Raw genomic sequence first — 14,160 nt, forward strand, 5'->3', positions numbered from 1 at the left:
CTTAATGGAAAATCATCGATCCTTTATTTGAAACTGTAGGAAATATCAAAATCCTCAAGAAGAGCATCCATAATAGGATCATCGCCTATCACATATCCTCTTTTTAAATCGTATCCGTAAATCTTACTGATTTGATTCCAGTAGCCAGCCGAGAAAACCCCTTTCAGCTCTTTTAGCAAGCTGTGCATATCTGTGTCAAGCTCATTTTCAATCATTTTTACCAGGATTTGTCCCTGAATTCGGGTTAACTTCTTTAATGGATCCGAAAATTCCTGTTTAAGATCTTTTTGCAATTGCTTGATATGTCTTCGCCTCTTCCTTTTATTAAGATGGGAAGTGGCTTCCTCCATCTCTCTAAATATTTTAATCGCCTCTCTGGCATAAGGATAAACTTTATTGGCGCACTTACGATAGTATAAATACTTTCTATACTCTTCAGCGTTGTCAAAACTTCTGGGTGAAGTAATACTAACATCTTCCAGGTCAGCCATGATAAGTGTATCGCCATCGGCAATGAGTGCGGTCATTACCTGACCATTTATGGTTACTTTCTTTTCTTCAGAAACCGTCTGAGCATCTAGCGATACTGCCATGATGGTTAATAAAAGAATGGATATATTTTTAATGTGCTTCATTTCTTAATCTAAAACGACTTATTTGTAGTTTTCATATCTCAAAACAGTAATCGCAAACATAAAATTCGATTTTTTAGTTAAAAAAACTTTAATTCCGCAATCGAAAAGACAAGAAGCTTTTAAATAAAGATGATATTTGCTTGATTTTTGGTCAATGAAAATGAAATTAATCCTATTCATCTTACTCATAGTGAGCTTTTATCCTTCCTGGGGACAAAAGCAATTAGAGAAACTGCCATCTTCCATTAATACAGACAAGTATGATGAGCTTGGCCCTGTACTAAGCGAGGATAATAACAGATTATATTTCACCAGAACAGGGGATCCGGAATTCATTAATGTTATATCCCGTAAAAAAGTAGAGAAAAACACCCTTAAAGCACGGTTGGCCAGAATTTTTTCCCAGATTTCCGGAGATGAAATTGAAGATCCAGAAACTTCATCTTTTAATCAGGATATTTTTTATGCCAGGAAGGCTGAAGAGACTTTTAAAAGGGTTGAACATCCGGGATACCCCATAAACAATGCCTATCCCAATAGTGTTTTGGCAACCTTCCCTTCTGAGAATGCGTTGGTCGTTTTGAACCGCTTTGATGAAGAAGGTGGTATTAGTAAGGGATTTTCTAAAGTTAAAATGGAAGAAAGTGGGGGCTTTGCATTTCCTAAGGGAATGGATGTTTATGATTTTAATAATCTGGGCAATGAGGTTAGTATGACCATGAGCCCTGATGCAGAGCAACTTTTCATTGCAATGGAGAGGCCTGACAGTAAGGGTGAGACCGACATTTACCTTTCCATAAGGATCAGGAGTAATATGTGGAGCAAACCAGAACCAATAAATGCACCAATCAACACTATCTTCAGAGAAACTGCACCGTTTTTATCAAAAGACAAACGAAAATTGTATTTCGCTTCGAATCGACCTGGAGGTCACGGTGGCATGGACATCTACGTAGCAGATCGATTGGATTACACGTATAAAAATTGGTCTGAACCTCGACTACTCCCGGTTCCTATCAATTCTGAACATGATGACTCCCAACCTTACCTCGATGCCAAGGGTGATTACATTTATTTTACTTCTAAAAGAGATGGTACAAGTGACATATGGAGATATCATCTGACTGCACCTAAGATTCTGGAAAAACCTTTGACCATTGTGATCAGAATAATTGACGAGGAAACGCTTCAGCCTGTCCGGGGCGAAATTTTTTGGGGAAAAGCCCATGTGATGGGTTTCGACGGCTTTTTTAGAACCTACAACGGTCAGTACGAAGTTACATTGACAGAAAACGAATTGGTAAAATTTAAAGTCTTAAAAAGAGGATATATAGGAGATGAAAAGATTATCGATCCATTTGAAATCGTAAGTGATGAGGTCACAAAATTTAACCTTGATCTTTACGTTAGAAAGGCTGACAAAGATCCCAACCAGGTCGTAGAGCTTCCTTATCCCTTTGGAACAAAGCGTAAAATTACATTGCGAAATATATATTTCGAGCGATCTGAATCAAAAGTGCTGCCTCAATCATTTACTGAACTTGGAAAATTAGTACAGGTACTTAAAGATGTTCCTGCCTTACGGATCAGAGTAGAAGGACATTCCGACAATGTAGGCGATAAACAACTACTTTTACAACTTTCGGAAGATCGAGCAGAGGCAATTAAAGCCTTTTTGGTAGATAAAGGGATTGCACCAGAACGCATAGAAACCGTCGGGTTTGGTGATCAGTTTCCGCTTAATGATAATGCTACAGAAGAAGAGCGCAAACGCAATAGACGTGTTGAAATTCAAGTTCTAGCAGAATAACTATATTTGCGCTTCTATTTTAATGAAGTACATCGCCCACGTCATATCGTTTATTTTTCACCCCCTGATCATCATCTCGTATCTGCTGATGCTCCTTTTGATCATTAATCCTTATTTATTTTCTGTTCAAAATGAAAGGGCACTAAATATATTGATCATTTATGTGGTGATGCTAACGATTATTATGCCCGGATTAACAGTGATGTTAATGCGTGCAATGGGATTTGTAAATTCCATACATTTAAAAGAAAGGACAGAGAGAATCATCCCATTAATCATTACTGGTGGTTTTTACTTATGGTTGTTTGTCAATATATACGAGAATACGACCATACCTTTGGCTTTTAGTATTTTTGTTCTAGGTTCCACCATAGGGTTATTCCTTACATTCTTTTTTAGTCTCTTCACTAAAGTTAGTCTGCACACAACTGGAGTAGGTGGATTTTTCGTGGGTATATTGCTGATAAAGTATAACTTTAGCTATGAAAGTTTTGGTTTAGAGTTGGGCAGTTTAGGCTCCTACGTGGTAAGTACGGATATACTGATATTTCTGAGTTTGTTTATAGCAGGAGTAGTTGGAACTTCGAGACTTTTACTTCAGGCTCATAGTTTGAAGGAAGTAAGTATCGGATACTTGATAGGCATAATTTCACAATTGATAGCATTCAGTTTCTTATTTACATAATATGATAGAAAAATTAAAAGAAAGTATTCTTGAGGCTTGGGAAGACCGCACACTGTTAAAATCTCAGGAAATTCAAGCCGCCATAAGAGGTACTATAGGTAAGTTAGATCAAGGTCTCTTACGAATTGCCGAGCCTGTAGACGGTGAATGGAAAGTACATGAATGGATCAAAAAAGCTGTTGTCATGTATTTTCCCATTCAGAGCATGAAAATCATAGAAGTAGGACCATTTGAGTTTCATGACAAGATACCACTTAAGCAAAATTTTGCTAAGCAGGGCGTAAGAGTGGTGCCACATGCTATAGCAAGATTTGGGTCTTTCATTGAGGAGGGTGCCATTCTGATGCCTAGTTATGTCAATATTGGAGCATACGTTGGATCGGGAACTATGGTAGATACTTGGGCAACTGTTGGATCTTGTGCTCAGGTAGGGCGAAACGTACATTTGTCTGGAGGAGTGGGCTTAGGTGGCGTGCTTGAACCACTACAAGCTACGCCTACAATTATTGAAGACAATTGCTTCATCGGATCAAGATGTATTATAGTAGAAGGGGTTATCGTCAGAAAAGAAGCAGTCATAGGCGCAGGTGTAACGTTGACCAAGTCGACACATATCATAGATGTTACCGGTTCCGAGCCCGTAACCACTAAAGGTGAAATTCCAGAACGCTCCGTTGTTATCCCTGGTAGCTACACAAAAAATTTTACTGCAGGTTCGTTTAATGTCAATTGCGCATTGATCATCGGTAAGAGAAAACCTTCCACTGATAAAAAGGTTTCATTGAACAACGCGTTGAGAGATTATGACGTGGCGGTATAGGATGCCATACAACTCTTTATCAACCCAAGCACAATTCAATGGATGCCTTTAAACTTCAGGAAGACCTTCTCAATAAGATCAAAGATAAAGTCGGGGGCAGAGATCAATGGGTAGACCTCATCGCAGATACACTCTCGCTCAGTAAGCCGGCCATATATAAAAGACTAAATGGCACGACCGCTTTGTCCATTTATGATTTGGCTGTTCTGATGAAAAAATTCGATGTCAGTTTTGATGAATTGGTTCATACTGATAAATTGACCGTGGACTTTCACTTGCCCACTAGTGGAGAAACTGTCAAATCCTTTTTCGATTTTTTAGAACCTATCAAGTCATTTGTGACTTCTCTGGCCACTTTGCCTGATGTCAAGATACACCACGCTACAAGTGAATTGCATCTCTTCTATTACTTTCTAGATAATGATTTGTCCAATTTTAAGATGTTTCTTCACGCTAAAACATTATGGAACCTGAAGGGCTACGAGAATTTAAAATTTAGTATCAATGATTTCTCCGGTAGCCACCTCATCAAAGAACATACTACAGAGATACTAGAACACTATTTCAGAGCTCCAAACGTAGAACTTTGGAATGAGAACATCATGACCAATACGCTCAACCAAATTAAATATTTCTTAATTAGCGGCTTTTTTGAACATCCTGAAGAGGCTTTGGTGTTATGTGAAAAAATGAGGATGCTCATTAAGCATTTGCTGAAAATGGCAGAAAAGGGCAAAAAGTTTTTTCCGGGAAAGGAGGTGACCGCTGACAGTGGCGATTACGATCTTTATCATAATGAACTTTCGTACACAAATAATATCATGTTGATTTGTTCTGCCCACCATGACCAGGTTTTCACTACCTACAACAACCCTAATTTCATGCTTTCCAGCAATGAAAAACTGATTGCTTTTACCAAGGATTGGTTTGACAGGGTTAAAAAAATGTCTCAGCCGGTTAGTCTGAATGCACAACAATCCAGAATGTTATTATTTAATCAAATTGAAAAAAAGATAAACGTTACTATACTGGAAATAAAAAGTTTACTAGAAAAATTAACAACGTAATAAAGATGATGAATAAAGTATTATATCTACTCTTATTGGTGATATCCATCTCATGCACTGGAACCAGGCAAGTGGCAGAAGCACCTGTAGAGTATGAAGAAAGGGTTCTGGACACTATGATGGTCGTGGCGCCCAAAATAACTGCACCTGAACCAGATTTGGTCCCGGAAGTTTACAGGCCTTCTCACAAACGAACGCTGGACATACATCATACTAAGTTAGAGCTAAGTTTTGACTGGGAAAAACAACATGTCTTGGGGGTAGCAACTTTAACATTCGATCCCATATTCTATCCAATAGATCAAGCTGTTTTTGATGCTATCGGCTTCGACATCCATAGTGTGAAAAACAATCAAACAGGTCTTCCGTTGAAATATCAATACAATGGTGCACAAATTACCATTGACCTTGACAAAACTTATGAAAATGGTGAAATGGCAGAAGTGGTAATTGACTATACTGCCAAGCCAGAAGAAAATCCAGAAGGCGGAAGTGCGGCAATCACTTCTGATAAAGGTTTGTTTTTTATCAATCCACTTGGAGAAGATCCGGATAAGCCTATGCAGATTTGGACACAAGGTGAGACTGAAAATAACAGCCGATGGTTCCCCACAGTGGATAAGCCCAATGAAAGAACCACACAGGAAATGTACTTGACTGTACAGAATCGTTTCAAGACTTTGTCTAATGGTGTTCTTGAAAGTTCAAAGGACAATGGTGATGGTACAAGGACTGATTACTGGAACATGAAGCAACCCCATGCACCCTATTTGTTTATGATCACAGTAGGAGAATTTGCCAAAGTAGATGATCAATGGAAAGATGTGCCCTTGTCCTATTATGTAGAACAAAAATACGAGAAAGATGCTTCTAAAATCTTTAATCATACTCCAGAAATGCTGACTTTTTTCTCTGACTATGTAGGCGTAGAATATCCATGGGATAAATATGCTCAGATTGTCGTGAGAGATTATGTTTCAGGGGCAATGGAAAATACCACAGGTGTGATTTTCGGCGATTTTGTTCAAAAAACCGAACGAGAATTGATCGATAATAACAACGATTACATTGTAGCACATGAAATGTTCCATCATTGGTTCGGTGATTATGTGACTTGTGAATCCTGGTCTAACCTAACTATGAATGAAGGATTTGCTAATTATAGTGAATATTTATGGGAAGAATATAAAAGAGGTAAAGAAGCGGCAGATCATCTCAGAAGTAACGAGTTAAGAGGTTATCTCGGTTCAGCTCAGAATCAAGGAACCCATGATTTAATTCATTTTGAGTATGATGATAAGGAGGAAATGTTTGACGCACACAGTTATAATAAAGGTGGATTGGTATTACATATGCTCAGAAATTATGTAGGTGAGGAAGCTTTTAGAGCTTCATTGAAAAAATACTTAGAAGACAATGCCTATACCGCTGTGGAAGCTCATGACTTAAGATTGGCTTTCGAGGCTGTAACTGGTGAGGATCTGAATTGGTTTTTTAATCAATGGTATTTTGATAAAGGTCATCCTGATTTAGAAATCATCCATGGCTATACTGATGGTTCTTATAAGCTTACTGTTAATCAAAAACAAGATCCATCCTCTCATCGAGCTATTTTTACTCTTCCCGTAAAAGTTGACTTCTATAATGCAGATGGATCAAAGACTACTGAAAAGATTTGGGTAGATGAAAGACAGGAGACTTTCGAGTTTGAGATGACAGAAAGACCAGCATTTGTCAACTTTGATGCGGACAACGTGATTTTAGGAACAAGACAAGAAGATTTATCTATTCAAGAAAGTATTTTCCAATACAGAAATACGAATTCCTACCAAGATCGGGCGGATGCTATGAATGCACTTAAAGGATATCCTGAAGCCAAGTCTGTTTTCCAGGAAGCACTTGATGATTCGTTTTACACCATTAGAAGATTTGCGATTACTCAAATCAATCCTAATAATGATGAGATGATCAATAAAATTAAGGATATGGCACTGAATGATGATAAATCTCAAGTAAGAACGGTTGCACTTAATAAGTTGACAGAAGTGAGTGATCCCTCCTTAGCAAACTTTGCAGAAAAGGTAATTGCTCAAGAGAGGGCTTATCCCACTATAGCAGCTGCATTGAACTTACTTTACACCCATAATCCAGAAAAAGGTTTGGAATTGGCAGAAGGTTTGATGAATGAAGAAAATTACGATATTGTTTCAGGGCTTTCAGATATTTTTTCAACTACTGATGATCCTAAATATGGTGATTATTTCCAGTCTAAGATTTTAGGTTTAGGTGGATACAATTCTTACCCTGTATTTGGAAGCTACGCTGCTTATCTTCAGAATCTTTCAACAGAAGACCTTTCCGGAAGTGTAGACTTTTTGGCCGATCTCGGTAAAAAGGATAAATCGAATTTTAAGAGATTTATGGCAACAAGCAGTCTAAACAGTCTAAGTCAAATGTTTTCAGCTAATATGGGTGAAGATAAAGATGAAAGCAGCTTTAAAGCTATGGAAGAAATCCAAAAGAAGATTGATCAAGCGATAAAAGAGATCATTGAAATTGAAAAGAATCCTCAATTGCAAATGAGGTATAAAAGCTTCTCTAAAGCTTAAACCTATTTTCGTTTGAAACTAAAATTGGCTTACTTGAATTTTCAGGTATGCCAATTTTTTTTTAATGGTGGATGCATTTGTCGAAAAAATAACGTTTTACATAATAAATACCGCAATAACACTTTAATTACTTGATACTAAGTGGGTTTTGTGCTAAATTGAAGGAGTATTTCGGGGTGAGCTGAAATCTTTTTGGCACTTTATTGGTTTTTAATATTCCGGGGAATAACTTTAACCTGGAGCAAAAATGTAGCAAATGCAAGGAAGAGAAGATAATTATAGCCTGTTAATCCGAAAGCTGGATTCTTTTATTAAGAAATACTATACCAATAAGATGCTGAAAGGCGGTCTGTTGTTTTTGAGTATATCTTTGCTTGCTTTCATTGTTTTCACCCTTCTTGAATCACAATTCTATTTTTCGACAGGGGTTCGAAAGTTTTTATTTTATGGTTATTTGATTTCCATGGTCGGCTTATTGACCGTTTGGGTAGTGATTCCTCTGCTAAATTATCTTCGACTCGGAAATGTTATTTCTCATGAGCAAGCTGCCAGTATCATTGGTAATCATTTTGGAGATGTCCAGGATAAACTACTGAATGTTTTACAATTGAAAAAACAGTCCAATAATTTTGAAAGTGCGGCATTGATCAATGCCAGTATTGATCAAAAATCAGAGGAGATAAAAATCGTTCCTTTTCAATCTGCCATTGACCTGAGCAAAAACAGGAAATACTTAAAATATGCGCTACCTCCCTTCATGCTTCTGATTATTCTGGTATTTGCTGCTCCGTCTTTAATCACAGACCCTACACATAGAATCATTAACAACAACCGACATTTTGAAAAAGATGCTCCGTTTAAATTTATCATTGACAAAGACCAGCTAGAGGTTTTGCAATACGATGATTACCCACTATCAGTAAGCGTAGAGGGAGAAGTAAGGCCTCAGGAAGTATTTATAGATGTAGATGGTTATCAATATCGACTCAAAGAGAACAAAGACGGTAATTTTACATACGTATTTCGAAACATTCAAAAAGCTACCGACTTCAAGTTGTTCTCTGGTAATATTCAATCTGAACAGTACAAACTTGACGTACTGAAAAAGCCCAACTTAACCGATTTTTCCGTGACTCTGGATTATCCTTCTTACACAGGTAGAAAAGATGAAACACTTAATAGCGTTGGAGATTTCGTAGTTCCACAAGGAACAGTCGTGAAATGGAATATGAACGTAGAGAATACGGAAATGGTTTCTTTCCGATTCAGTGATTCTCAGGAAAGAGTAGAAAGTAAGAAGACTTCTCCTAATAGCTTTGCTGAAACTAAGAAGCTGATGAGAGATGTTTTCTATAAGATTTACGTCTCTAATAATTTCCTTCCAGAGGGTGACAGCACCTCCTATTCAGTAAATGTCATTCCTGATTTGAGTCCCACGATTTCTGTTGAAAAGATTCAGGATACTGTCGAAAAGAACGTCATTTATTTTATTGGAAATGCATCAGACGATTATGGTCTGAGATCACTTTCTTTTAACTATACGATTCAGAAGGCCAATGGTCAAACGATGCCATTGGTGAGCACCAAACTTCCCGACCCAAAGAACACTCAAGTTTCTTATGACTATCTACTTGATATCAATGATTTAAAACTTGAATCCGGCGACAACGTCAGTTTCTACTTTGAAGTCTTTGATAATGACGGTGTTAATGGTAGCAAATCTGCCCGTACAGGTATCATGACTTATTCCAAGGCCAGTATTGAGGAACTAAAGGAAATGGAGAATATCAATGAAGAGGAAATTAAGAAAGATTTGCTCGAATCGATGAAGGAATCCAGAAAATTGCAAGAAGAACTGAAAAAGCTAAAAGAAAAGTTACTCCAAAAGAATGAGTTGGACTGGCAGGATCGCAAGGAGTTGGAAGAAATGCTTGAAAAGCAAAAGGAATTACAGAAAAAATTAGAGGAAGCAAAGAAAAAGTTTGAAGAAAACCTGAAAAATCAGGAAGAGATGCAGGAACAAGATCCTGAACTTCAGGAAAAACAAGAAAAACTACAGGAGCTCTTTGAAGAAGCGCAGAATAAGGAAATGGAGGAGTTAATGGAACAAATACAAGAGTTGCTCCAGGAGCTAGAGAAAGATAATGCTCTGGAGATGATGGAAGAGATGGAGATGAATGATGAGAGACAGGAGCAAAATATGGAGAGATTATTGGAGTTATTTAAGCAACTAGAAGTAGAAAAAGAGGCGAATGAATTGATTCAGGAGTTGGAAAAACTTGCAGAAGAGCAGGAAAAACTCAGTCAGGAAACTTTGAGTGAAGAAAAATCACAAGAAGAATTGCAGCAAGAGCAGCAAAATATTGAAGAGCAGTTTGAAAAGTTAGAAGAGAAACTTGAAGAACTAGAAAAGAAAAATGAGGAGTTAGAAGTACCGAAAGATCTCGGACAGGATAATGAGGAAAAAAGCGAAGAGATCAAAGAGGAGATGCAGAATAGTGAAGAAAAGTTGGGAGAAAAACAGAATAATGATGCTGCTAAGTCTCAGAAGAAAGCTGCTGAAAAAATGAAATCAATGGCCAGTGAAATGGCAGGAGCAATGCAGGCCGGAGAGATGGAACAAATGCAAGAAGATATTGCTGCATTGAGGCAACTTCTTGAGAATCTAGTGGACCTTTCATTTGATCAGGAAGATTTAATAGAGAATGTTTCCCGAACTAATTCTACAACTCCAAAGTATGTTTCACTTGTTCAGGAGCAATTTAAGCTAAAAGACGACTTTTCCTTGATTCAGGATTCGTTGATAGCATTAAGTAAAAGGGTCAATCAAATTGAGACTTTTGTAACTGATAAGGTTTCAGAAATTAAATCTAATTTGAATGCTTCACTGGAAAATCTGGAAAACAGACAAAAACCACTCGCTAATGATAATCAAAGACGAGTCATGAAGAATACGAATGATCTTGCGGTCATGTTAGCTGAGTCCATGGAGAATATGCAACAACAAATGTCTTCAATGGCAGGAAGTGGAAGTTGTCCGAATCCAGGAGGGCAGGGACAATCTAAAGGTGGAAAAGGCAATCAAGGCTCAGTGCCTATGGACAAGATAACAGAAGGTCAGCAGGGTTTAGGTGAGAAAATGAAAGAGATGATGCAGGGACAGAAAGAAGGCGGCAAAAAAGGGATGTCCAAAGAGTTTGCTCAGGCTGCGGCCAGACAGGCAGCATTGAGGAAGGCCCTGGAAGAAATTAAACAAGGGCGTGATGAACAAGGAAAGAGCTCTCAAGGGTTGGAGGAGATGATTCAACAAATGGACAAGATAGAAACTGATCTTGTAAACAAGAGGTTGAACAATGAGATGTTGAAAAGACAGCAAGATATTGTCACTCGATTATTAGAGGCTGAAAAAGCTGACAGGCAGAGAGAGTTAGATGAGAAGAGATTAGCGGAGCGTACAACTGAAAAACAAAGAAAATATCCTCCGCAAATTGAAGAATATATTAAAAAGAAGGAGTCTGAGGTAGAAATGTATAAAACCGTTTCCCCTTCATTAAAACCTTATTATAAATACTTGGTAGAGGAATACTACAAGTCATTAAAAGAAAATAACTAGGACATAGGTCTATCATGTATCCTACAGAGTTAATATTAAAGTCTGATCCTGGAAAAATCATAGAAGTTGAATACTTCGTCAAGCGTTTTGCTAAAGATCTCAAGATAAATGAACGTATTTATCCAAACATTTTAATCAGTGTTACCGAAGCTGTGAACAATGCCATTATTCACGGGAATCGAAAAAACAAAGATAAAGAAGTTAAGATCGAGCTGCACAAAGAGAACGGAACACTTACCATACAAGTCAGCGATCAGGGCGATGGCTTTGACCCAGATGATGTACCGGATCCAACATTGGAGGAAAATCTGGAAAAATTAGGAGGTCGAGGCGTTTTTCTAATACAACAGCTATCAGATATAGTCAGTTACAGAAATAATGGTAGAACTGTAGAAATGCAGTTCTACTTATAATGATGACTGAGTCTCATTCCTTTCCGTCTGTTCACTTTTTTTATGAAGAAACTGAATTTACGCTTGACAACCCAGCGGAATTCAAGCAATGGATTGATGTAATCATGGAACATCTAGGACAGGAAATCGAAGCTATCAACTATATTTTTTGCTCTGATGAATATCTTTTGCAGGTCAATCGTACTTATCTAAATCATGAATATTACACGGATATCATCAGTTTTCCTTATTCAGAGGCACCGAATGCATTAGAGGGCGATATTTTTATCAGCGTGGACAGGGTTAAAGAAAATGCCATTGATCACGATACTACTTTTGAAAAAGAACTTTTGAGAGTAATGGCTCATGGTCTTTTACATTTTGTAGGCTATAAGGATAAAACTGAAGAGGAATCTGGAATAATGCGCGAAAAGGAAAACGAAATGATCAACTTATTCAAGCTGTCTGAATCTTAAACTCAGCACAGCTGATTCGAATAACATCAAAACGCCCTTTATACTAATTAGCCTCTCCTAGAAACACTTTATGTTGTATATTCAGAAATGCTAAACGCTAACTGATGACCAGGAAATATATATACTCATTAATATTCTTCTTTTTTGCAGTGATTGTCAGCATCAATGCTCAGATCAAAGAATATGATGTAGTCATTTATGGTGCTACATCTGCTGGTATTACAGCTGCCATTCAAGTCAAAAAAATGGGTAAGTCTGTTGTTATTATCGAACCTACCTCTCATCTAGGAGGACTCACCACAGGTGGCCTGGGTAGTACCGATATAGGAAATAAACATGTAATAGGAGGACTATCCAGGGAATTTTATCATAAGGTATTCGAATCTTATCAAAATCCAGACCACTGGCCTTATCAGAAAAGATCAGATTATTTATTGAATTACAGTTCAGATACTACCCAGTGGACTTTTGAGCCAAAGGTGGCCATGAAGATTTATCAGGATTGGTTAGCGGAATTCGACATTAAAGTTGATTATAATGAGAGATTGAAACTTGACAAAGGTTTGGTTAAAAATGAGAACTCTATTCTAAGTATTGTTATGGAATCCGGAAATGTATACAAAGCTAAGGTGTATATTGATGCGACTTACGAGGGTGATTTAATGGCTCAGAGTGGTGTTTCATACACTTACGGAAGAGAATCAAACCTACAATATAACGAGACACTAAATGGGGTACAGACCAAATATGCCATTTATCATCAATTCCCGGATGGCGTCAGTCCTTATGTGGTAGAGAATGATCCATCAAGTGGTCTTATGTCCAATATGAACAAACAAGTAGCTCAAGATGGAACCGGTGACCAGCGAATCCAGGCCTATTGCTTTCGAATGTGTCTCACTAATGAGCCCGAAAACAGGGTACCTTTTACTAAACCTGATCAATACAATGAATCCGACTATGAGTTGCTTTTTAGAGCAATAGAAGCCGGTTACGATGGACCTTTTTTTATTATGTCAATGATGCCCAATCATAAAACAGATTCTAATAACAAAGGACCTTTTTCCTCGGACTATATTGGCATGAATTTTCAGTATCCTGAGGCAGATTACACAACCAGGGCAGAAATAATCACCCAACATGTAGTTTATCAAAAAGGTCTGATGTGGACATTGGCTAACCATCTACGAATTCCCGGGGATATTAGAGACAAGTTTAGCAAATGGGGATATGCTAAAGATGAATTTATCGAAAATGACCATTGGCCTCCGCAATTATATGTCAGAGAAGCACGAAGAATGGTTAGTGATTTTGTAATGACAGAACATCATTGCCGGCAAGACTCCATCACTGCTGAACAGTCTATAGGAATGGGTGCTTATACCATGGATTCACACCACATGCAACGGTATATAGATTCCAGTGGATTTGTAAAGAATGAAGGTGATGTAGAAGTCGGAGGGTTTAAGCCTTATCCCATCAGTTATAAAGCCATAGTTCCTAAAATAGAGGAATGCTCTAATCTATTGGTTCCGGTTTGTCTTTCTGCATCGCATATAGCTTTCGGATCAATCAGAATGGAACCAGTATTCATGATTTTGGGTCAGTCAGCAGCAACAGCAGCTTGTTTAGCCATCAACTCAAACCTGGCAGTTCAAAATGTTGATTACACTCTTCTAAAGGACGTTTTACTAAGTGATTTCCAAATATTGAATTTTGAAGAGTAAGAAGTAGTAAAAATATGGAATTACATGAGACTTATTGTATCAATAGATGTCAATGGTTTTGTGTGTCTCTAATTTGAGAATGTACCAGTTAAGATTTAAGTCATTTATATAACCCTAAGAATATTAGAGTTTCTCCTGAATTATTCTTTGCTTTGTACTATCGTAAGAGAAATGTAAAGTTCTTTGAATTGTACTTATCAAGAAAGGTGGAGGGAATAGGCCCTTTGAAACCTTAGCAACCTGATTCTTTTGTCAAGGTGCTAATTCCTAGCTGATTAGATTGAATTTTTTCAGTTAGATAAGTATGTTAAAACTTACCAGTTTTT

10 protein-coding genes and 1 riboswitch are annotated in these 14,160 nt (G+C 37.5%); of the genes, 9 read left to right on the forward strand and 1 reads right to left on the reverse strand.

Going from position 1 to position 14,160, the window contains the following annotated elements; translation table 11 throughout:
- Positions 1-23: 23 nt before the first annotated feature.
- Positions 24-635, reverse strand: coding sequence for a DUF4294 domain-containing protein (locus tag L2567_RS14055; protein WP_235298430.1), 612 nt, complete (start codon positions 633-635; stop codon positions 24-26).
- 154 nt (positions 636-789) lie between these two features.
- Here L2567_RS14055 and L2567_RS14060 point away from each other — a divergent pair, with 154 nt between their 5' ends.
- The 9 genes from L2567_RS14060 to L2567_RS14100 all read left to right on the forward strand — a co-directional run bounded on the left by L2567_RS14060 (position 790) and on the right by L2567_RS14100 (position 13,834).
- Positions 790-2,445, forward strand: a complete 1,656-nt coding sequence (locus tag L2567_RS14060; protein WP_235298431.1) for an OmpA family protein — start codon at positions 790-792, stop codon at positions 2,443-2,445.
- 22 nt (positions 2,446-2,467) lie between these two features.
- A complete protein-coding gene (locus L2567_RS14065; RefSeq protein ID WP_235298432.1) occupies positions 2,468-3,130 on the forward strand; it encodes a hypothetical protein in 663 nt (220 codons plus the stop codon).
- A 1-nt stretch (position 3,131) separates the two neighbouring features.
- Positions 3,132-3,950: a 2,3,4,5-tetrahydropyridine-2,6-dicarboxylate N-succinyltransferase gene (locus L2567_RS14070; RefSeq protein ID WP_235298433.1), complete on the forward strand. Its 819-nt coding sequence runs from the start codon at positions 3,132-3,134 to the stop codon at positions 3,948-3,950.
- Positions 3,951-3,988: 38 nt separating this feature from the next.
- On the forward strand, positions 3,989-5,017 hold the full coding sequence (locus tag L2567_RS14075; RefSeq protein WP_235298434.1) for a hypothetical protein: 1,029 nt from the start codon (positions 3,989-3,991) through the stop codon (positions 5,015-5,017).
- Positions 5,018-5,025: 8 nt separating this feature from the next.
- Positions 5,026-7,626, forward strand: a complete 2,601-nt coding sequence (locus tag L2567_RS14080; RefSeq protein WP_235298435.1) for a M1 family metallopeptidase — start codon at positions 5,026-5,028, stop codon at positions 7,624-7,626.
- A gap of 256 nt (positions 7,627-7,882) precedes the next feature.
- Positions 7,883-11,239, forward strand: a complete 3,357-nt coding sequence (locus L2567_RS14085) for a DUF4175 family protein (protein ID WP_235298436.1) — start codon at positions 7,883-7,885, stop codon at positions 11,237-11,239.
- A 14-nt stretch (positions 11,240-11,253) separates the two neighbouring features.
- Positions 11,254-11,652, forward strand: coding sequence for an ATP-binding protein (locus L2567_RS14090; RefSeq protein ID WP_235298437.1), 399 nt, complete (start codon positions 11,254-11,256; stop codon positions 11,650-11,652).
- Positions 11,653-11,654: 2 nt separating this feature from the next.
- Positions 11,655-12,107: an rRNA maturation RNase YbeY gene (gene ybeY, locus L2567_RS14095; protein ID WP_235298438.1), complete on the forward strand. Its 453-nt coding sequence runs from the start codon at positions 11,655-11,657 to the stop codon at positions 12,105-12,107.
- A gap of 104 nt (positions 12,108-12,211) precedes the next feature.
- Positions 12,212-13,834, forward strand: a complete 1,623-nt coding sequence (locus L2567_RS14100; protein ID WP_235298439.1) for an FAD-dependent oxidoreductase — start codon at positions 12,212-12,214, stop codon at positions 13,832-13,834.
- A gap of 191 nt (positions 13,835-14,025) precedes the next feature.
- A riboswitch (SAM riboswitch) is annotated at positions 14,026-14,139 on the forward strand.
- The last annotated feature ends 21 nt before the right edge of the window (positions 14,140-14,160 follow it).

Source organism: Portibacter marinus, from assembly GCF_021533195.1.
Taxonomy (GTDB): domain Bacteria; phylum Bacteroidota; class Bacteroidia; order Chitinophagales; family Saprospiraceae; genus Portibacter; species Portibacter marinus.